Annotated in this window: 21 protein-coding genes; 14 read left to right on the top strand and 7 right to left on the bottom strand. The window is 44.7% G+C overall.

The features are described from left to right. Positions 1-55: 55 nt before the first annotated feature. From isdG to BUC05_RS15735, 8 genes are all read left to right on the top strand, one after another. Complete coding sequence (gene isdG / locus BUC05_RS15770; RefSeq protein WP_011248264.1) at positions 56-379, top strand: heme oxygenase; 324 nt, start codon at positions 56-58, stop codon at positions 377-379. 47 nt (positions 380-426) lie between these two features. After that, on the top strand, positions 427-1,119 hold the full coding sequence (isdC, locus tag BUC05_RS15765; RefSeq protein ID WP_035203187.1) for a heme uptake protein IsdC: 693 nt from the start codon (positions 427-429) through the stop codon (positions 1,117-1,119). A gap of 16 nt (positions 1,120-1,135) precedes the next feature. After that, complete coding sequence (locus tag BUC05_RS15760) at positions 1,136-3,622, top strand: NEAT domain-containing protein (RefSeq protein ID WP_073305323.1); 2,487 nt, start codon at positions 1,136-1,138, stop codon at positions 3,620-3,622. A 55-nt stretch (positions 3,623-3,677) separates the two neighbouring features. Beyond that, positions 3,678-4,586 carry a heme ABC transporter substrate-binding protein IsdE gene (isdE, locus tag BUC05_RS15755; protein WP_035203182.1) on the top strand — a complete coding sequence of 303 codons (909 nt, stop codon included), beginning with the start codon at positions 3,678-3,680 and terminating at the stop codon, positions 4,584-4,586. Next, complete coding sequence (locus BUC05_RS15750; RefSeq protein ID WP_035203180.1) at positions 4,587-5,570, top strand: FecCD family ABC transporter permease; 984 nt, start codon at positions 4,587-4,589, stop codon at positions 5,568-5,570. Then, positions 5,557-6,327 (top strand): ABC transporter ATP-binding protein, encoded by a 771-nt coding sequence (locus BUC05_RS15745; RefSeq protein WP_035203178.1) that lies wholly within the window; start codon positions 5,557-5,559, stop codon positions 6,325-6,327. The genes BUC05_RS15750 and BUC05_RS15745 overlap by 14 nt, the downstream gene beginning before the upstream one ends. A gap of 15 nt (positions 6,328-6,342) precedes the next feature. Beyond that, positions 6,343-7,110, top strand: coding sequence for a class B sortase (srtB, locus tag BUC05_RS15740; RefSeq protein ID WP_011248258.1), 768 nt, complete (start codon positions 6,343-6,345; stop codon positions 7,108-7,110). 467 nt (positions 7,111-7,577) lie between these two features. Further along, entirely contained in the window at positions 7,578-8,885 is a 1,308-nt protein-coding gene (locus BUC05_RS15735) for a hemolysin family protein (protein WP_053856836.1), read from the top strand. A 42-nt stretch (positions 8,886-8,927) separates the two neighbouring features. Here BUC05_RS15735 and BUC05_RS15730 read toward each other — a convergent pair whose 3' ends face one another. From BUC05_RS15730 to BUC05_RS21290, 6 genes are all read right to left on the bottom strand, one after another. After that, complete coding sequence (locus BUC05_RS15730; protein ID WP_073305320.1) at positions 8,928-9,785, bottom strand: glycine betaine ABC transporter substrate-binding protein; 858 nt, start codon at positions 9,783-9,785, stop codon at positions 8,928-8,930. A 62-nt stretch (positions 9,786-9,847) separates the two neighbouring features. Beyond that, complete coding sequence (locus tag BUC05_RS15725; RefSeq protein WP_035203671.1) at positions 9,848-11,245, bottom strand: DUF2254 domain-containing protein; 1,398 nt, start codon at positions 11,243-11,245, stop codon at positions 9,848-9,850. A gap of 169 nt (positions 11,246-11,414) precedes the next feature. Further along, positions 11,415-12,320, bottom strand: a complete 906-nt coding sequence (locus BUC05_RS15720) for a manganese catalase family protein (RefSeq protein WP_035203175.1) — start codon at positions 12,318-12,320, stop codon at positions 11,415-11,417. A gap of 138 nt (positions 12,321-12,458) precedes the next feature. Continuing rightward, on the bottom strand, positions 12,459-13,316 hold the full coding sequence (locus BUC05_RS15715) for an MBL fold metallo-hydrolase (RefSeq protein WP_035203174.1): 858 nt from the start codon (positions 13,314-13,316) through the stop codon (positions 12,459-12,461). A gap of 169 nt (positions 13,317-13,485) precedes the next feature. Continuing rightward, complete coding sequence (locus BUC05_RS15710; RefSeq protein WP_035203172.1) at positions 13,486-14,625, bottom strand: alcohol dehydrogenase catalytic domain-containing protein; 1,140 nt, start codon at positions 14,623-14,625, stop codon at positions 13,486-13,488. A 129-nt stretch (positions 14,626-14,754) separates the two neighbouring features. Next, the gene (locus BUC05_RS21290) at positions 14,755-14,904 is read right to left on the bottom strand and encodes a lmo0937 family membrane protein (protein WP_011248251.1); all 150 of its coding nucleotides are present in this window, start codon (positions 14,902-14,904) and stop codon (positions 14,755-14,757) included. A gap of 137 nt (positions 14,905-15,041) precedes the next feature. Between BUC05_RS21290 and BUC05_RS15705 the strand changes: the two genes are divergently transcribed. The 5 genes from BUC05_RS15705 to BUC05_RS15685 all read left to right on the top strand — a co-directional run bounded on the left by BUC05_RS15705 (position 15,042) and on the right by BUC05_RS15685 (position 18,607). Further along, positions 15,042-15,848, top strand: a complete 807-nt coding sequence (locus BUC05_RS15705) for a uroporphyrinogen-III synthase (protein WP_035203169.1) — start codon at positions 15,042-15,044, stop codon at positions 15,846-15,848. Between the two features lie 30 nt (positions 15,849-15,878). Next, positions 15,879-16,496: a class I SAM-dependent methyltransferase gene (locus BUC05_RS15700; protein WP_035203166.1), complete on the top strand. Its 618-nt coding sequence runs from the start codon at positions 15,879-15,881 to the stop codon at positions 16,494-16,496. Between the two features lie 155 nt (positions 16,497-16,651). Continuing rightward, positions 16,652-17,020 (top strand): GntR family transcriptional regulator, encoded by a 369-nt coding sequence (locus BUC05_RS15695; protein WP_011248248.1) that lies wholly within the window; start codon positions 16,652-16,654, stop codon positions 17,018-17,020. After that, positions 17,013-17,891 carry an ABC transporter ATP-binding protein gene (locus tag BUC05_RS15690; RefSeq protein ID WP_035203163.1) on the top strand — a complete coding sequence of 293 codons (879 nt, stop codon included), beginning with the start codon at positions 17,013-17,015 and terminating at the stop codon, positions 17,889-17,891. Before BUC05_RS15695 ends, BUC05_RS15690 begins: the two co-directional genes overlap by 8 nt. Then, entirely contained in the window at positions 17,888-18,607 is a 720-nt protein-coding gene (locus BUC05_RS15685; protein ID WP_035203160.1) for a hypothetical protein, read from the top strand. Before BUC05_RS15690 ends, BUC05_RS15685 begins: the two co-directional genes overlap by 4 nt. A gap of 139 nt (positions 18,608-18,746) precedes the next feature. On the opposite strand, the gene BUC05_RS15680 is transcribed toward BUC05_RS15685, so the two are convergent. Continuing rightward, a complete protein-coding gene (locus BUC05_RS15680; protein ID WP_011248245.1) occupies positions 18,747-19,619 on the bottom strand; it encodes a TetR/AcrR family transcriptional regulator in 873 nt (290 codons plus the stop codon). 228 nt (positions 19,620-19,847) lie between these two features. On the opposite strand from BUC05_RS15680, the gene BUC05_RS21555 reads away from it, so the two are divergent. Further along, positions 19,848-20,009, top strand: coding sequence for a hypothetical protein (locus BUC05_RS21555; RefSeq protein WP_156323118.1), 162 nt, complete (start codon positions 19,848-19,850; stop codon positions 20,007-20,009). Positions 20,010-20,014 lie beyond the last annotated feature (5 nt).

The following is a 20,014-nucleotide window of genomic DNA, read 5'->3' as shown; positions in this document are numbered from 1 at the left end:
AGCATACGTGTAAGCAGAACGGCAGCGACAATGTGAAAAAAGAGGAGGAAATAAAATGGTGATTGTGGCAAACAAAACGTTGATTCGTAAAGGGGAAGGCCATAAACTCGTTAAGCGTTTTGACAAGATTGGCAAAATTGAAATGCAAAAAGGGTTTCTTGGCCTTGAAGTCCTTGTTAACGCAAAGGAAAAAGAGGTCGATGAAGTAACAATTAGCACCCGTTGGGAAACGAAAGCCGATTTTCATGCGTGGACGAAAAGCGAAGCTTTCCGTGAAGCACATTCAGGCCGAAACGCTCGCCCAGATTATATCTTAGGCAATGAAATCGAATTTTACGATGTTGAAGTAGTTCGCATGCCGATTGCACAAGCACAATAATAAAGGGGTCTTTTACCAAGCAGTACAACGACTAAGGGAGGAGAACAATGGGTATTCGACTAAGAAATATGATGTTTCTGCTAAGTATGGTCGCGCTGTTCGTGCTCGGAGCTAATTCTGACTACGCCAGTGCCGAGCTAGCAGACGGGACCTATACGATTGATTATACGGTCATGCATGCAACTGATCCTTCGGCTTCCATTGCCAATGACTACTGGGAGAAGCCAGCAACATTGCATGTTAAAAACGGTGAGATCACAGCAGAAATGAAACTAAACCATAGTTCATGGATTGTTGCATTCCAAACGCCAACAAATGGCGGTTTTGCAGATGTAGCTGTCGTTTCGGAAGATGAAGGGGCCGATACAAGAGTTGTGCAATTTCCCCTTGAAGGAATTGACGACATGACCGAAGCAAAAATCCATGTGATCGTTCCTGATATTGATTATGACCATCATTACACGATTCGCTTTGATTTTAATGAAAATAGTTTAACTGCTTTGGAAACGGCTGCATCAAGCGAAGAAGACAAAAACCAAGAAGATAAAAAAGACGATGAGCCGCTGGGAACGGCCCAATCGTCTGAAGACGAAGGCAAACGCACACACACAGACACAAGCAAACCAACGGAGGAGGACAATCCGCAAACAAACGATGCCGCACCCATTGCTTTGCTTAGCAGCCTTGCCATCGTCAGTGCTATTGTACTCCTTCGCAAACGTCTAAGACAAGTTTCGTGAAGGAGGAGAGGTAAACATGAATGTGCGAAACCGTTTGATTAATGGATTTCTTTCTCTCTTGCTTGTATTCGCTACCGTGCTGCCGACATTTGCAAACACAGCTTCGGCAGCCAGCGAGCCATTGCAAAACGGTACTTATGAAATCCCTTTTAAAGTGCTTAAAAATGGAACTGATGAGACGTCGGTCATGGATGGTTATACAAAAAAGCCAGCCACGCTTTATGTAAAAGACGGCAGCTATGAAATTGATATGACGCTTACGAATAGCAACTGGTACCAAGACTTTAAGGTCGAAGGCGCACAGCCAGAAACGATTTCCGAGGATACGGGCAAAAATGAACGCGTCGTCCGTTTTCCCGTTTCCCAATTAGATGAAAAACTTGATGCCTATGTCCACATCATTGTTACTGGCATCCCTGGATTCGAATACGACAATAAATATGATGTGCAAATTGTTTTTGACATAAATGGAATCTCCATAATTGAATTAGACGAGCCTCCAACTGTCGAAGAACCAGGCACCGAAGAGCCAGGCACCGAAGAGCCAGGCACCGAAGAACCAGGCACCGAAGAGCCAGGCACCGAAGAACCAGGCACCGAAGAGCCAGGCACCGAAGAGCCAGGCACTGAGGAACCAGGCACAGAGGAGCCAGGTACTGAAGAACCGGGAACGGAGGAACCAGTCGTACTGGAAGATGGCGAGTATACGATTCCATTCGCAGCTAAGCATGCAACAGAAGACCGCGATTCGACGATGAGCCGTTATTTAGTAAATCCAGCTCAGTTGAGCGTGAAAGACGGTGTTCAAACGGTTGCCTTAACAGTGAAAGACAGCCATCAAATTACAGCGCTCCAACTTGAAGAGAATGGCACGTTTTACGATGGCGAGGTTGTCAAAGAAGACGGAGAGGCCAATACCCGTACGTATGCATATACGGTAACAGATTTGGACAAGCCAGCAAACGCAAACGTGTCGATGCGCGTTTCAATGCCAAACGGAGACGTATATGAAAATACACAAAGTTTCCGTCTGTTGTTTGATGTTGAAGGAATTGAAGCGTTGCCTGCACCTGAAGAACCAGGCACCGAAGAACCAGGTATTGAGGAACCAGGAGCAGAGGAGCCAGCAACAGAAGAGCCAGGCACCGACGGACCAGGAACTGAAGAGCCAGGAACTGAGGAACCGGGAGCAGAAGAACCAGGAACTGAAGAGCCAGGAACAGAAGAGCCAAGTGCCGAGGAACCAGGGACTGAAAAGCCAGGAACAGGCAACTCTGGAACAGCCCCTAGCGGAAAAATAGACAATCTCGCCAATGGACGTTATGAAATTGACTTTACCTTTTTGAAAGATGGCACAGAGGACGTCTCGGTTATGGATGGCTACACGGAAAAACCAGCGACTTTGTACGTGGAGGATGGCGAGTTTACTGTTGATTTAACGTTGCTTCACAGCAGTTGGTATGAGGATCTTAAGATTGCAGGGGAACGGCCTGAGGTTGTTTTAACGGACGTAGAGGCTGATAAACGTGTTGTCCGTTTCCCTGTTAGTAACCTTAACGAAAAAACGAACGCTTGGGTGCACATTGTCGTCAAAGACATTCCAGGATTTGAGTATGACAATGAGTACAACACACAACTGGCATTTGACGTCGATTCGATTAAGTTGATTGAGAAGGATCCGGATCCTGAGTTGCCAGGAAGCCCAGATCCTGGAGAGGGACAAAATGGAAATAACGGTGGAAATACTGGCAATCATGGAGGAAACAATCACAACGGCGGAAACAGCAGAAATCCTGGCGGCAATGGCGGAAATGGAGGAAACAATGGAAACGAACCGCCTGTTGACGTTAACCAGTTAGAAGATGGTCGTTACGAAGTGGATTTCGCTGTTTACAAAGACGGCACTGAAGACATTTCAGTGATGGATGGCTATACGGAGAAGCCGGCGACCGTTTATGTGAAAGACGGCGAGTATACCGTTGATCTCACATTGACACATAGCGACTGGTATAACGATTTAAAGATTGAAGGCGAGCGCCCTGAAGTGGTTTCTGAAGATGAAGCAGCTAGGAAACGCGTAGTCCGTTTTGAAACAGACTCATTAGAAACACGCGTCAACGCATGGGTGCATGTCATTGTTCCTGATATTGGTTATGACAATAAATACGATGTGCAAATTGCGTTTGACACAGCTAGCCTTAACCTGATTGAAAAAGGGGAAACACCCCCTCCAGCGACAGAGCCAACAAAAAAAGGCAATAACGGCAATGATAACAATACGGGCAATGTTGGTCAAAACGGCAAAGGGCCGAATGGGGAAAACCTTGATTATAAGCGGGGCCAACTAAAAGATGAGAATGGGCTAAAGCAATTAAGCGGTGATCATGTTGCCAATGCCAAAACGGGCGATATGGCGATGATTGGTTTGTATGCGGCCTTGCTCGTCGCATCAAGTATCTATTTTATTTGGAAACGCCGCAACAAGCGGTTTTCAGCCAATTAATGAAAAGCCCTGGCCGCTTGTTTGGCCAGGGCTTTTAAAAAGGAGCTTGTTTGCAATGAAACTGAGAACACCTGTTGGTATAGCGGCAGCAGCCGTGATGCTTGCATCGTGTCAGCCAGCAAGTGAAGGGGCTACTGGGAAAAAAGCAGAGGAGGGAGTCGAACCATTAGACGAGCAGCCAGCTCGGATCGTGGCGACGACTGTCTCTGCAACAGAATTAGCCGACGCTCTTAACTTGGAGCTTGTCGGCATTCCGACTAGCTATAAAGAGCTGCCTGTACGTTATGAGAACGTCACGGAAATTGGCAACCCTATGAGCCCAGACATGGAACAAATTCGCAGTTTGGACGCTGATGTCGTTTGGAGTGTGACAACGCTAGAGGCTGACTTGGAAGAGCCGTTTGCTCAAGCTGGTATTGACGCTAAGTTTTTGAACTTTCAAAGCGTGGAAGCGATGAGTGAAGAAATCTTGGAAATGGGCGAGGCCTATCAACGAGAAGAACAAGCCAATCGTCTCGTCGCTCGTTTTAATGAACGGATTAGCGAGCTGCAAAAACAGACAAAGGACGCGGATTCGCCGTCCGTATTGATTTTAATGGGCGTGCCAGGAAGTTATTTGGTCGCGACTGAGCATTCTTACATTGGCGACCTTGTCCGTCTTGCAGGCGGGGAAAATATTGTTCAAGGAGAAGAGGAGGCTGAGTATTTAGCGTCCAATACGGAATATTTGCAACAGGCCAATCCAGATGTGATTTTGCGAGCTGCCCATGGGATGCCAGAGGAAGTCGTTGAAATGTTTGATGAGGAATTTAAAACCAATGACATTTGGAAACATTTTAACGCTGTCAAAAATGGGCGCGTTTATGATTTAGAAGAGCTGTTGTTTGGGACGACTGGCAATATCGCTGTAGTTGAAGCGTTAGATGAACTAGAAGCGATGCTCTATCCAGAGGCGGGCGATTAAATGAAAAAGACGGTTGTGTTTATTAGTCTTGCTGGATTGCTACTAGGCTTGTTGTACTGGTCGGTGATGAGCGGCAGCATTCGTGTGCCCTTTTCACAGCTTGTGCACGGGGTTATTAGCAAAGCAGATGAAGAAGTCAATGTCATTTATGATCTCCGCTTTCCGCGTATCATTATCGCCAGTTTTGCCGGTGCTGCTTTAGCGGTTGCTGGCGCGTTGTTGCAAGCTGTCATGCGCAACCCGATTGCCGACCCGAGTATTATCGGCATTTCGTCAGGAGCTAATTTTACGGCGTTGTTAGCGGTTACGATCTTCCCGCAACTGTTTTATTATATGCCACTGTTTGCCTTTCTTGGCGGCATGGTCGCCTGTGGCCTCGTTTACTCATTATCTTGGAAAGACGGTTTACATCCTTTAAAGCTCGTATTGATTGGCGTGGCTATCCACGCAACGTTTAGCGGTCTTGCCGAAGCATTTAATTACAGAGGCAGCTATTCGGTGACAAGCATATCAGCAGCCACGACGTCGACATTGTCGATGAAAACATGGGCAGACGCCAACGTTATGCTGTTTTATGGCGGGGTGGCGATTGTGCTCTCCCTTTGCCTGTATTCGATATGCAATTTATTAGTTTTAAATGATCGCACAGCAAGCAGCCTCGGCATGCGTGTCATTCCTGCAAGGCTTCTTGTTTCGTTTGCAGCGGTGGTGCTTGCGTCGACGGCGACGGCGATTGCTGGTGTGATTGCCTTTTTAGGGCTGCTTGTGCCCCATATTGGTCGGCAGTTGGTTGGGTCTGATTATAAAATGCTGTTGCCATTTTGCGCATTGGCTGGCGCAAGTCTTTTGCTCGCAGCTGACACGATTGGGCGCCTTCTCCTTGCACCGAATGAGATTCCTGCATCGATTCTCATGTCGATCATTGGCGGCCCATTCCTGATTTTCTTGTTGAGAAAGAGGGAGCAAATGAATGGACATTCGTAATTTATCGTTTTCTTATCGTCATCATGAAAAGACAATCAATCACATTAATGCCGCGATCCGCCCAGGGGCTATTACTACAATCATTGGCCCAAATGGCTCTGGAAAGTCGACATTGCTCTCCTTGCTAGCAAATCGCTTGACTCCTATAAAAGGCGAAGTCGTGGTAGACGGCAAGACGCTTTCTTCTTACCGGGCGAAAGAATTGGCTCGACATTTGGCGGTTGTCTACCAGCAAAATGAAGCACCGGCTGACATTACAGTCAAAAAATTAGTCGCGTATGGGCGCTTTCCTTATCGGAAACGATTTTCCAACTGGAAAGAAGAGGACGAGCTTGCGGTAAATGAAGCGCTTGAAGCGACTAAATTAGAAAACAAGGCCCATTTGCCGTTGTTGTCTCTTTCTGGAGGCGAGCAACAGCGAGCTTGGATTGCGTTAGCGCTTGCACAAAAAACAAACATCCTGCTTTTAGACGAACCGACTACGTACCTTGATTTGTACCATCAGTTAGAAGTATTGGAACTTGTGCGCTCACTAAATCGGTTAAAAAAGACAACAATTGTGATGGTGCTCCATGATTTAAACCAAGCCATTCAATACAGCGATGAGCTCATCGTTATGCAGGCAGGAAGCATTGTCAAAGCTGGCTTGCCAAGAGAAGTGGTGACGGAAGAAATGGTAGAAAACATTTATGGCGTTCGTGCTGTTTTGCGCGATGACGCGGAAGCGGGCCTCGTATTGTTGCCAGTTGGTATTTAGAAAGGGGGGAGGGGATTGAAACAAGCCATTAGCAAAGTCATATCTTTCTTGTTCGCATGCGTGTTTGTTTATGCTTGCGCCAATTTGATTCAAATCGGTTATGATTACTGGAACAATCGTACAGTATTGGCGGAAGCCCAACAGCTGTACGAAAGGAGCAATCGCCCAACCGCTAGACAAGGCAAAGAGGGCACTGCCTTACAGGATTTGCAGCAATCGGCTTTTTCAGGTTTGCACGCGATCAACGATGACATAGTCGGCTGGATTTTTATTGGCGGGACCAATATTGATTATCCAGTCTTGCAAGGGCACGATAATGAATATTACTTAAACCGCAACTATAAAGGCGAGGAAACACGAGCAGGCAGTATTTTTATGGATTACCGCAATCACATTGGGGGAGAGGAGCGAAACCGGATCTTATACGGGCATCGCATGAAAGATTCGTCTATGTTCAGCGACCTTACTGCCTTTACGGACCAGTCTTTTTTTTATAACCAGCCAGACATGTTTTATGACACAACAGACGCGCAGTATGATATTGAAGTCTTTTCTGTTTACCAAACGAAAACAGATTTTTATTATATAGAAACCGATTTTCAATCAGATGATGCGTACGAAGCTTTTTTAACCGATATTCAAGAACGCTCGCTTTTTCAAGCTGAAACAGAGGTAACTGTAAACGATCAAATTATTACCCTTTCCACATGCGATTATCGCCTTCACCCAACAGAAGGAAGGCTCGTTGTCCATGGCAAATTGATTGAACGCAGCAGCGGTTGATCGGGGACAAAAACTTAGAAATGAATTTAAATAAAGAGACGGGCGCTGGCAAAAATGCTGGCGTTTTTTTACAGGTAGTGATGTCTAATGTAAATAACCGCTTTAAGACAATGAGGAGCAATTGCGACATTTTTACACGGTTTATTAATCGTATCTTAACATATATTCGTTATAATAATATATTAAGTATAAAATGGAGCGGCCTCGTGCCTTGTTTGCCACTAAGCAGAAACATGCAGACAAAACAGCTACATTTCATTCGCCTTTGGTCAATTACCCATGTTTTCTAATGAAATTGAGCCAATTGTAAATACTACCGAGAAAGGTGGCTTGAAAGAAGGCGATGTGATGATGAAAAGGCTAAACGAAGCTGTAATGCGTATAAATGTCATTAAATGAACGTCAATCCACGAATCAATTGCGGAGGTGAATCCCTTATATAAGGGAATTGATTGGACATAGGCATAATGATTAATTTGATCGGCGTAGCGGTTTTAATTGCGCTCACTGCGTTTTTCGTTGCGTCTGAATTTGCGATTGTAAAAATACGAAGTACACAACTTGAACCCCATATTGAGGGCGGCAGCAAACGCGCGTTAGCAGCGAAAAAAGTTGTTACCCACTTGGACGAGTATTTATCTGCCTGCCAATTAGGAATCACGATTACGGCCCTCGGGATCGGTCGTTTGGCAGAGCCGACATTTGAGCGGTTGCTCCATCCTGTCATTGGCTCCTTTGCGATTAGCGATGCGTTAGTAACGACGATTTCGTTTCTTATCTCTTTTCTATTTGCAACGTTTTTGCATGTTGTCATTGGTGAACTTGCTCCGAAGACGATTGCGATTCAACGAGCAGAACAGGTGACGCTATGGATCGCCCGGCCGCTCATCTGGTTCTATCTCTTGCTCTACCCATTTATATGGCTTTTGAACGGTTCTGCCCGTCTGATCGTGAAAGCTTTTGGATTCCAGCCAATGAGTGAACATGAAGTAACGCATAGTGAAGAAGAGCTGCGCTTGATCTTGTCAGAAAGCTACAAAGGCGGGGAGATTAACCAAGCAGAATACAATTATGTGAACAAAATTTTTGAGTTTGATGAGCGGATTGCCAAAGAAATTATGGTTCCGCGGACGGAAATGGCCACACTGACGATTGACGACGATATGGATGAAATTCTTGCGAAAATCCGCGACCAAAAATATACCCGCTATCCCGTCACAGATGGAGATAAGGACCATGTCCTCGGGATTGTCAATGTGCGAGAGCTGTTAGGAAAGCTGGCGTATGAACCAGACCATCCCTTAGATTTAAGGGAAATTATGCGTCCTGCCATTACAATCATTGAGTCCGTTCCTATCCGCGACATTCTTGTGGAAATGCAGAAAAATCAGAGCCACATGGCGATCCTTTTTGATGAATACGGTGGCACGGCTGGTTTGGTCACAATGGAGGACATCATTGAAGAAATCGTCGGCGAAATCAATGATGAATTTGATATTGAAGAAGAACCGCATATTCAAAAAATTGCCGAGCACCACTACCGGATTAGCGGGCAGACACTCATTGGCGAATTGAATGAGTTGCTCCATATTGATATGGACGATGAAGACGCAGACACAATTGGCGGCTGGATGCTCACGCAAAAATACGATCTTCAAGAAGAAGAAACGCTCACCTATGGCAAGTATACGTTTAAAGTCAATTCGTTTGAAGGCTACCAAATCAACACGGTTGATGTGTTTTTAACGCCTAAGGAAGCGATGGAAGTCGAATAGCAAAAACCCCTTCTCTTTTAAAAGAGAAGGGGTTTTTCACGTTTAACCTTCCAGCCATGCGTGAACTAGATCCTCGTGTTTTTCGATCCATTCCGCTACGGCCCCGTCAATATCATCCTCATACTGTTGTTGCAGCGTAAGAAGTTCAGACAGCGTTTCCTCTGTAAAATGGCAATTATTTAGCCATTGAATAAGATCTGGCTCGTCTTCTGCCAAACCATTGCGAGCCATATAGTAAATATCATCTTCCTCGCCATAAACATGATCTGGGTCATCCAGAAACTTTAAATCGTAAGATCCAAATGTCCAATGAGGGCTCCAAAGAGTGACGACAATCGGTTCCTCGTTTTTGTAACGGGCATCTAGCTCGGCAATCATGGCTTGTTCAGAAGAGGATTGTAAAGTAAACTCTTCCAAGCCGTAATGGTCGATGACTTCGTCTTGCGTCAATTGCATTAACGCCGAGCCTGGATCAATCCCTGTGATTGTTCCCTTTAGCTCGTCGAAATAGCCAGCTAAGTCCCCAATTGTTTCCACATCATCCATATACGAAGGGACAGCCAGCCCTAAGGTTGTCCCTTCGTACAGGACGCCATCAGCCTGTACGTCTATTTCTTCTGAATCGAGTGAGACATATGCTTGGTCAGTGAAAGGGAGCCAAGTATTAAAGCCGATATCGATATCGCCGTTTTCGACTCCATTAAAAAGCATTGCTTTCTCTACAAGAGAAAGTTCCACTTGATAACCTTGGTCCTCTAAAAGCGTTTTCCATAAATGGGCAAAAGCAATTGACTCGGCGTAATTGTTGTGGCCAATTGTAATCGTTTGTTCATTGCTGGCACAGCCGCCAAGTGTCAAAGCGGCCAAAAGAATTCCCGTTATGCTTGTTATTTTGTTCACAACATTCCTCCTGAAATAAAATAAGGTACAGGCTTAGTATACAAAAAGGCGCGAAAAATTGCTTACGAACGTGAGTCCGCCTCAGCCTGTTGTTTGACTTCTTCCACAAACGATCGGTATCCCTCTTGGTTTCCTGTGGTGTTCGCTATTTTTTCCAAGCTGTCAAGAAAATGGCTTCTCGTATAATTGAACGTGAAAGGAGCGCGATAGCCTTTTGCGACCATAAGAGCGAATTCCCAAGAAATTTGATAATAAGAAGAGTCGATTGACTCGACAAGAAGGCAAACGGCTTCAAGGACATCATTGGTGATGACAGGATCGTCTTGGGCATAAATGGTGATGTGGGAGAAGGTGGAGTACAGGTAAAATTCAAATGTTTCTTTTTTAATTATGACGCGCAGGTCATTTTTTTGATCAGTCAAGTAAGGCGTAAAACGGGTTACTTTTGAAATCGACAAAAGCAAATCCGTCAACTGGAAAATGGCATTTGAAGCTGTATCAGGATCGTCATTGCCAATCGACTTAATCGCAATTTCTTTTAGCTTGTTAATGCCAAATTCAAGGTCTTGAACTTCTGTTTTTTTTGCGCCAATGTATACCCATTGCCGTAGCTTTTCCACGTTTGCATGGTTGCTTCCCCTCTCCCAATAAGTCATCAAAGGCGTTCCTTCCAAGACAAATTCGCCGATCCGTCTTTCAAATCGAATGATGAGATCGTTTTTTTGTGCATACCGTACGAGGTTTTTGTAATTGACAATTTGAATGTAGCCTGACTTGGCTGCACAAACAGTAATCGCCTCCTTGTTGCAAAGATCATTCGGAGATCCATTCGGTTCCCGTGTCCTGTAAGGCTCCAAATCTTTTCCAAGTGTCTCTAGTATTTGGTTTTTCGATTCGCATTTCATATTGAACATAATATTCGAGACTTGCATCCATTTAACAGAGTGGTTAATGAAATAAATAAAGGCAGCAACAGCACTCAACATAAACAGAACCGTCATCGTCGGAATCGCAAAGTAATAATTGGTCACTTGCTGATCAAGCAGAAAAAACGAAAAAAGAATAAACACAAACACCAAATTAAAAATCCCCATTACATGTTGGGTGCGCTTATCAGAAATAAACGTTGTCAGCATCCGCGGTGTAAACTGCCCAGAAAAATTCGTCAGGACAACTAAAATCGAGTTTAATGTAAATGCATTTAGCGTAATGATTCCAGCTACGAGTGAGCTGACGATTTGCCGCGTCAATTCATAGTCTGCCTGAAAAAAGTGGGGAACCGCTCCACCTAAAGACAGCTCCATGTCAAGCCAATAAGCAATTGCAACTAAGCAGACGCCTACGATTGCATACAACAAGCAAATGACCCAAACATTTGCTTTTATCTCGTAGCGAAATTGACGTATGGACAAATTTTTGAATTTTTTTAGCATGCGCGGAAAAAGGTGCAGAAAATGCATTTGTTTTTTCCTTTCATCTAGTTGATTATAGCAAGACAATGTCCTTTACCCCTGTTCGCCCCATATCAAACTAGCGAGAAGGCGCTTCATGGAGTCAAGAGGCAGAAAAGGACAACAAACAAAACGCCTTGAAAAGGCAAAGGCGTTTTGTTTGTCAACCGTGTTTTTGTTATAACCCAGCTTCATATTGCAGTCGCTTGGAGAGCTCTCTAAACTGTTCTTCATCAAAACCAGGTGCGTATTCTTCAGGCACAGGGTCTAAATCAGGAATCTTACCGCCTTCTGGTGTCCCATCGACGACTTCTAATTCACCTGGAGGGCCAATCGGTGTCGGACCAGACCAAATGCGGTTAAGCAATTGATAATCATCATCGCTGAAACGATAAAGCTTACGGTGCACGCCCGTTGCTTCGTATTTATGGGCGTGGTCGAATTTGCTATTATCCAAGTCTGGGACAGGCAGCAATTTCGTCATGTTGACGCCTGTGACTTCTTCGAGCGCCCGTGCATAAGCAACCGCGTGGACACTTCCTCGTACGAGCAAATAACCGATTAACTCCCGTGCGGTTTCATTCTCCGTCATTTGATAAACACGCATTTTATGGGTGCGGGCGCCGCATTCCAAATAAAAATTGTGGAGGAGGTCATTGACTAAGTTGCCACTCGAAAATACATTGTCGCCTGTCCATGGTTTGCCGCTTGAATCTGTTGGCAGCGCATTTTGACCGCCAAGCAAAAAGTTAAATTTGTTGCCGATGCCTTGAACTTCTTTAAGCGGGGCATGGTCGGGATTGGTGCTGCCATTGCCAACAGACCCGTCCAAACAGAGGTTAATTGTATTGGCGACAAGCTCTACATGCCCAAATTCTTCTGCTGTAATGCTCGCAATCAACTCATAAAAAGGGCGAAGCTTTTTTTTGCTGCGGAAATTAAACGATTGGAACATATAGTTGTTCAGCGTCGACATTTCGCCAAAGCGGCCGCCTAACAATTCTTGCACCACGCCAGCTGATTCTGGATCAGGTTCATTTAGTTCAGGCAAATCAATTTGCAGTTTATCAATACGCTTAAACAATGATATCCCTCCCGGCGAATATGGTAGTGTTCTTGGACTACCTACCCGGTACAGAAAATTTTAAACAGAAATGGCTCTTTGGAAATGACAAAAAAAAGCGTCCGGCAATGCGTATTGCCAGACGCGGGAGCCCCTAAGTCACTGCACATACTTCCCATAATCAGGAACAGCGATGCGTTCAAATTGCTGGTCAAGGCCAGCGAGGCCGTCGCGAAGCTCTTGGCCGAAAAGAGGCAATCCATGGCCAGGAACGAGGACGGCTGGATCTAATGACCGGAGCTTTTGGACGGAGCGATGTGCCGCTGTCCAATCGGTGGTCCAGTAGCGGGGCGGACCTTGAATTTGTTGATTTTGGGTGATGACGTCAAATAACTCGTCTTGCTTCACAGTAATAATCGCATCTGCTGATAGCAAAGCTTTGTCCCGCTCACGGAAAAAGGCAACTTGACCAGGGGAATGTCCAGGTACGTGTAGCCATGTCCATTCATTCTCAAGTCCTGCGAAATCAAGTTTGTCTGGGAGTGGCTTAACATAGTCGTCAAGCTGGATCGGTTCATTTGGAAAGAAGCGGGATAGCTTGGCTACTAACCCTCCTTCGACAGTGGCATCCGGTTTCGGATAAGCTTTTTCGCCTGTTACATAAGGCAGCTCGTCGGGATGAATGTAGATAGGGACATCCCAATTTTGTGCTAAATCAAAAGCGCCGCCTACGTGGTCAAAATGGCCATGTGTTAATAGAATCGCTGATGGCGGGTTGCTTTCGCCAAATTGCTTGATGAGCGCCTCTGTAATCATGTCGCTTTTTCCAGGCATGCCTGTATCAATTAACACCCAGCCATGTGCTTTTGTAGGGTCGCCGATAAAACAAACATTGACAATTTGTGTTGTTAAACAAAAAAGTTTTTCCGTCACTTTTTGCATAAGCCCGCTCGTTGCCGAAGTCATCGGCAGTTTGATCGAATTCGGGGCAGTATGATTCCAGTCAACGATATCCATTGCTTTCCCTCCACAATTGTGATGCCTCTAGTGTGTACAAGAAAACAAAAACCATGTATCAGACTGGAGGTAAACCCAGCGTATCTAGTCATAGTCTGCCCACCAAAAATCGTTGCTCACTTGGATGTGCCCCATCACTCCTCGTTTGTTGAGTGATGGGGCACATTCATTACAATTTAAAAATCGTTTTAATGTTGCCGTCTTCTTTTTGGTCAAATATCCGATAAGCGTCTGGGGCATCTTCAATCCCCATTCGATGCGTAATGATATCAGTTGGGTCAATCGTTCCTCTTTCAATCATGGTGTAAAGGGTGGGCATTAAATGGACAACAGGGGCTTGCCCCATTTTTAAAGAAACATTGCGTGTGAAAAAATCATTAATTGGGAATTGATTGGCTTCGGAGCCGTATACGCCGGTAATTTGCACCGTCCCGAATTTCCGTACAGCTTCGCTGGCAGTTACAATTGGCTGGATTGTCCCGAATTGGTTGTCCCCGCTAGAGCCAAATGTTTCTCCTGGTGGAACGGTGCCATCCATGCCTACGCAATCAATGACAACGTCTGCGCCGCCCTCTGTGTCTTCATAGAGCTGTTTGCCTATGTCAGGCGTATTGCTGAAGTTATAGGTTTCCACTAAGTTGGTCCGTTTTCCATGTTCAAGGCGGTGTGCGACTTGGTCAACAGCAATAACACGTTTGGCGCCATGAAGCCAAGCAAATTTTTGTGCCATTAAGCCAATCGGCCCACAACCTAAAATAATAACCGTATCGCCTGTCGAAACCCCAGCATGTTTGACGCTCCAATAAGCAGTAGGGATCACATCCGATAATAAAACAACTTGCTCGTCATCCAATTCACTCTCGGCCGGTAGCTTAAATGACGTAAAATCGCCATAAGGCACGCGCAAATACTCGGCTTGCCCGCCTGGATAATTTCCAAACTGCTCAGCAAAACCAAATAAACCGCCTGCATCCGAATGAGGGTTTCCGTTAGAGTTGTCGCACTGGCTTTCCATTTGGTGTTGGCAAAAGAAACATTCTCCGCAGCTGACGTTAAAAGGAATGACGACGCGGTCGCCCTTTTTTAACGACTTGACCATTGGCCCGACTTCCTCGACGATGCCCATCGGTTCATGGCCCACTACATAATCGGTTTCAGGCACGATGCCGCCGTGATACAAATGCAAATCCGATCCGCAAATACCACTTGCGGTAATTTTTACTATAATGTCTGTGTCTTGTTGAAGGGAAGGTGCAGGTACTTCCTTTGGTTCCATCTGCTTTTTGCCTTGAAAGGTAACTGCTTTCATCTGTGAATGCCCCTCCTTGTTTAGTATGTAAGGGGCTATTCCTTCTCTAACGGAGATTAAAACTTCCTTGGACAATCTAATAATAAAAGCGCCGCTGCAACACGATGCAGCGGCGCTTTTATGAGAGGGTTACGATTTTCCTTTTCGCATGTTGAGCATTTGAAAAATAAAAACGACTAAAGCAACAATTAGCAACAGGTTAATGAGACCTCCGCCAATGTCAGCAATCAAGCCTAGCAGCCACAATACTAAAATAATGATAATAATGGTCCACAGCATCTTTTTCACTCCCATTTTTAACGTGTTTCGTTTTTTTAATCTTTCCCTAATCGGTCATTGTTAAACATCGAAAGGGCGGTGTGGAACGAAGAGGCTATGGTATAGTGAAAATAGTTATGAGTAAAGGAGTGGCACAAATGGGAGGACTAGCAGGAAAACATGTGGCCTTAACTGCTTCGCGGAAAACGGAAGAAATGGAGGCGCTTTTACATAAGCAGGGGGCAACGAGTGCCGTCCGTTCGTTGCAAGGCACGGTCATTCAAGATCAAGAAACCGTGACAGAAGCGATAATCTCAGGGCTTGCTACACAGCCCGATTGGTTTATTTTTACGACTGGCATCGGTGTCCAGACGCTGCTCGCTTTTGCAGAGGAAGCAGGGGTAAAAGAGGCATTTATAAAGCAAGTTCGTTCTGCTCGCATTGCTGTGCGAGGCTACAAAGCGAAAAACGCGTTGTTGAAAGAAAATATACCTATGGATGTCGTGTCAGAGGATGGGACGACCGCACAATTAGTTGAGCAATTAAAGGAAATCAACTGGAACGGCCAAAAAGTTATTGTTCAGCAGTACGGTCTGCCTTCGCCAACGTTGGAACAGTTTTTAAAAGAGGGAAAGGCGATGGTGTCCGCATGGCTTCCCTATATCCACTATGCTCCGAAAGGAGAAACGATTGACTTGTTTTTAGAGGAGTTGCTCGAGAAAAAAGAATACGATGCCGTCTGCTTTACAACGGCATTACAAGCAAAGGCGCTATTTGCCAGAGCCAGTGAAACAGGAAGGCACGAGCAGCTTTTGCATATGTTTGCTGGACCGACAGTTGCATGCGCCGTTGGCAAAGTCACAGCCGAAGCTCTGTCAGAAGAAGGGGTCAGGCGTGTAATTTATCCTAAAAAAGAACGGATGGGCGCGATGATCATTGAACTAGGCAAGTTTTTAGAAGCGTGATGGTTGTGTATATGTTAAAGGGGGAGGACTATGTACGGGGATATTAAAGCCAGCATTGCTGCTGCTTATAACGAACATGTACAAGAACGTGAAAAAGCCGTTATGGCTGGCTGGAAAATACAAGAACGAGAACGTTTTATGCAGCAATTAGCGAGCGAACATAAACAGGCATTGCTTGATATTGGCTCTGGTCCCGGACACGATGGGCTGTTTTTCCAAACGCATGGAATGGACGTTTTTTGCGCAGATCTGTCTGAAGCCTCTGTTCGTCTTTGCAAAGCGAAAGGGCTTAAAGCTGAAGCGATGAGCTTTGAGCAGCTTAAGTTTGCTGACTGTTGCTTTGACGCCGTTTGGGCGATGAATTGTTTGCTCCATGTTCCAAAGCAAGAATTGCCCGCAATTTTGCTGGAAGTAAAGCGTGTGATGAAAAAGGATGCGTTGTTTTATGTAGGTGTTTACGGTGGTGAAGACTTTGAAGGTGTTTGGGAAGAGGACCATTATCAGCCAAAGCGGTTTTTTTCTTTTTATGAAGCTCAAGCGCTAAAAAAGATACTTGCACGCTTTTTTTCTGTAGCAAGCTTCTCGGTAGTCACGCCTGAGATCATTGGCGGAAAGCTAGAATTTCAAGCGTTCGTGCTTCGTAAATAATAAAGGATAGCAGGAATATGAAAAAATTACGGTTTTGATCAGCTGTTCATGGCTGGTCTTTTTTTGGGGTAAAAAACAGGTTTACAAAAACAGGTGCTTATTGTATAGTTGATTACACGACTAATCAACCGATCAACAATAGGAGGAACGAGAATGTGAAGTCCGTTTTTGATGATTCGAAGCCGATTTTTCAGCAAATATCAGAAATGATTGCCGACGATATTGTTGACGGCCAACTGCAAGAGGGAGATCAACTTCCTTCAACGACGGCCCTTTCTCAATTTTATCGCATCAACCGGGCGACTGCGCAAAAAGGATTGGCGGCGTTAGTGGACGGAGGATATGTATATAAACAACGTGGAGTTGGCATGTTCGTCGCAGAAGGAGCACGCGACAAACTTCTAGCTGAGCGTAAGCTTGACTTTCACCAACAGTACGTGCGCCCGATGCTGGAGGAAGCAAGGCGAATCCATTTACCAAAAAAAGAGATCATACGCTTGATTGAGGAGGATTATGATGATTGAAATGAACAATGTACACTTTTCCTATGGGGAGACCAAGGCGCTACAGAATGTAACAATCAACGAGAAAGAGCCGATGATTATTGGGCTTTGGGGCCGCAATGGCGCCGGGAAAACAACATTAATGAAGCTTCTGGCGGGATTAGAAAAGCCAGAGAGCGGCACGGTGCTTGTCAACGGAATTGCGCCTTACAATTATAGTGGATCAATGAGGCATGTGGCCTATATGCATGAAAACCATCCGTTTTCAGAATTATGGAATGTCAGCGATGCTTTACGATTCGCTTCGTATTTTTATCAAAACTGGGACGGGGAATTAGCGAATGAACTAGTTGATTTATTTGAACTGCCACGCCACAAAAAAATCCGCAAGTTTTCAAAAGGGATGCAGACGTTGACGAAAATTGTCATCGGCTTGGCCTCAAAAACCCCTGTCACAATTATGGATGAACCAACGAATGGGCTAGATGCTGACATGCGAAAGCTTTTCTATGAAGTTCTGTTAGAAACGTATGAAGACCATCCACGGATGTTTCTGTTATCTACCCACCATATCGATGAATTAAAGCCTTTGTGCGAAAAAATCGCGATTGTCGATCAGAAAACGGTCATTCGTTATGAAGAAACCGAAATGTTAACGGTGCAAGGCATTTTGTTGACTGGGGAGAGAGCGGCCATTGAGGAACTAACAGCAGGATATAACATTTTAGAGGAACGCACTCTTGGAAATGTCGTGAATGTCATGCTTGATGATTCCTTTTCTGAAACATGGGCAGAGCGGGCAAAAGCAGCTCATGTGAATATTGAAAAGGCATCGCTTCAAGATTATCTTGTTTCTTTAACAAAAAATCAAAAGAAGGAAGTGCAGCAATGAACGCATTGAAAGGTCCTTTTCGTTTAATGTTTGAAGACATGCGAATGCAGTTTTATATTTTGACGGGTATAACTGTTGCATTGTGGTTGTTTTTTCTGGTGTTAGGAATGAGTGTAGACACATTTATGGGCACGTTGTTTGGCCCTTATTATGGCTTGTTTGCGATTTATCCGTTTTTAGTTTACAACAAAGGCTATGTTTACACGCTTGCACTCGGGGGGACAAGAAAGCAGTTTTTGTTTAGTATGCTAGCTGCCTCTGGCTTGTTTATTGTCATTTGCATGGCTGTGTTAAATGGTATTTACCAACTAAATGCGTTTTTGCTTAACCAAGGAATAATCAATATCCCCCTCTTTCATATGGGCGAATTAGTTGGTTCTGCCAATCCGTTGCTTTATTTCTGGGTTGATCTCCTTTGGTGTGTGTTTCTGTTTGGCGTTAGCTTTGGTATAAACTCTGTCTGGTTTTATTTTGGAACGGTGCGTTTTTTGTTAGGCTTAACTGGAGTTGCACTAGTTGTCATTACCTATTTGGCGTTTGCTGACCTTCGCACGTTGTTTACTTGGATTGTTGAAAACCATCTTGTCTTTTTACATGTTATTGGCGCAATTGGCTTCGCAGCTGCCGCTCTTTCCTATGTGATTATGAAAAATGGCCCACTAGAACGAGGCGGTGAAAGAAGCTTCTTCTTTAAAAACAAAACCGTTCAAGACTAACGAGCTCGTATAGTGCAAAACATAAAATCCAAAGCGATTTGGCGAGTGCCTGCTTTGGATTTTATGTTCTCAACATGACAGCGATCAGGCTTTATGTTCGTAAAAAAAATGAAACCTATTCTCTTGTGGTTGCGTAAAGTTAATGAATGTCAAGCAGGTTAGCGGCACAGTTGCACAATTCACGGAGCTCCTTAACGGTAGCCATCGTTGCCAACATGCCTTGAAAAATGATTTTTTTAGGCTCTTTTTTATCCAATTCAGCCTGCAATACAGATAGGGCGTCGAGGACTTCTTGCTTTTTTTCCTCTGAGATGTGCAAAGTCGGCAATCGTTTTCGAATCGCTGAAAGTGTTTGCTTAACTTGCTCCTTGGTGCTGCCTGAACAGGGCCAGTCTAACTGTTGAAGACTCTGTTCGGAGACGAACGGCTCTTCGCCCCCAGCAACCAGCCCTTCTGCCAAGTTATCGAGCCGCCTTAGCAAATAAGTTGCTGCCTTTTTAGGGCTAAGGGGATGTTTTGTAAGAAGCAGAAGCTTGAAAAGCGAATGACTCAGTCCTTCAAACAGCAGGATTAGGTCAGGAATATAGCGCTCCGCTTCCTGTCCGTAGATCGATAACAATGACCGCTTTTGCCAATTGTAGTGCTCGAGCTTTTTCTCGTACACAAACTGTCGCACCTCGTGGCTAATGGGCAGCACTTGTTCTTGAAAATGCATGATAATAAACTCTTTATGCTTCGAAACCTCGGCAAACAAAAATTCAATTTGTGTTTGAAATGCCCGCCTTGGCGTTAACTTTTTTTGTTCAATCCGGTCCAATAAAGTCGACATCTTTTCGTAATAGTAGCGGTAAATGTCGATAAGCAGCTTGTCTTTTGACTCAAAATGCAAATAAAAAGCACCTTTTGATATACCAGCCTCAGATGCGATTTCTTGTATAGACGTCGAAAAGTAGCCCTTTTCGGCAAATAAGTGAATCGCCGTTTCGATAATCGTTGTTTTTTTCTCGTTCATTCCTATTCCCATCCTCTCGGAGTTGCCATTATCGTAACAGATTAGATGGCCACAAAGCAATCAAAAATGACTGCTCAGTCATAAAAGGGGAATTCAAGCTGTGGTTCTGTAAATTTTTTTGTGTAAAATTGTTGGCACAGTTGTATTTTGACGTTTAATCAACTAAGATTAAGTGTATAAAATTGACCGGTCAGTCATGAGGCGACTGCAACATTTAGGAGGGGGAACATGAAACGAAAATATACATTGCTTATCGGCGGCCTCTGGACGAATCAAGCCACTACATATGTTCGAGAAATAACGAGAACACCACCCTATTCTTTAGAAGAAATTGTTTCACGTCTAAAATCAATCGGTGTCGACGCATCCGTTTGTGAAAGGCCGTTATAGAATAA

It is taken from the genome of Shouchella rhizosphaerae, assembly GCF_900142675.1.
GTDB classification, from domain to species: domain Bacteria; phylum Bacillota; class Bacilli; order Bacillales; family Bacillaceae_D; genus Shouchella; species Shouchella rhizosphaerae.
The sequence above is the reverse complement of the archived record's forward strand: the minus strand, read 5'-3'. Positions and strand labels throughout refer to the sequence as shown.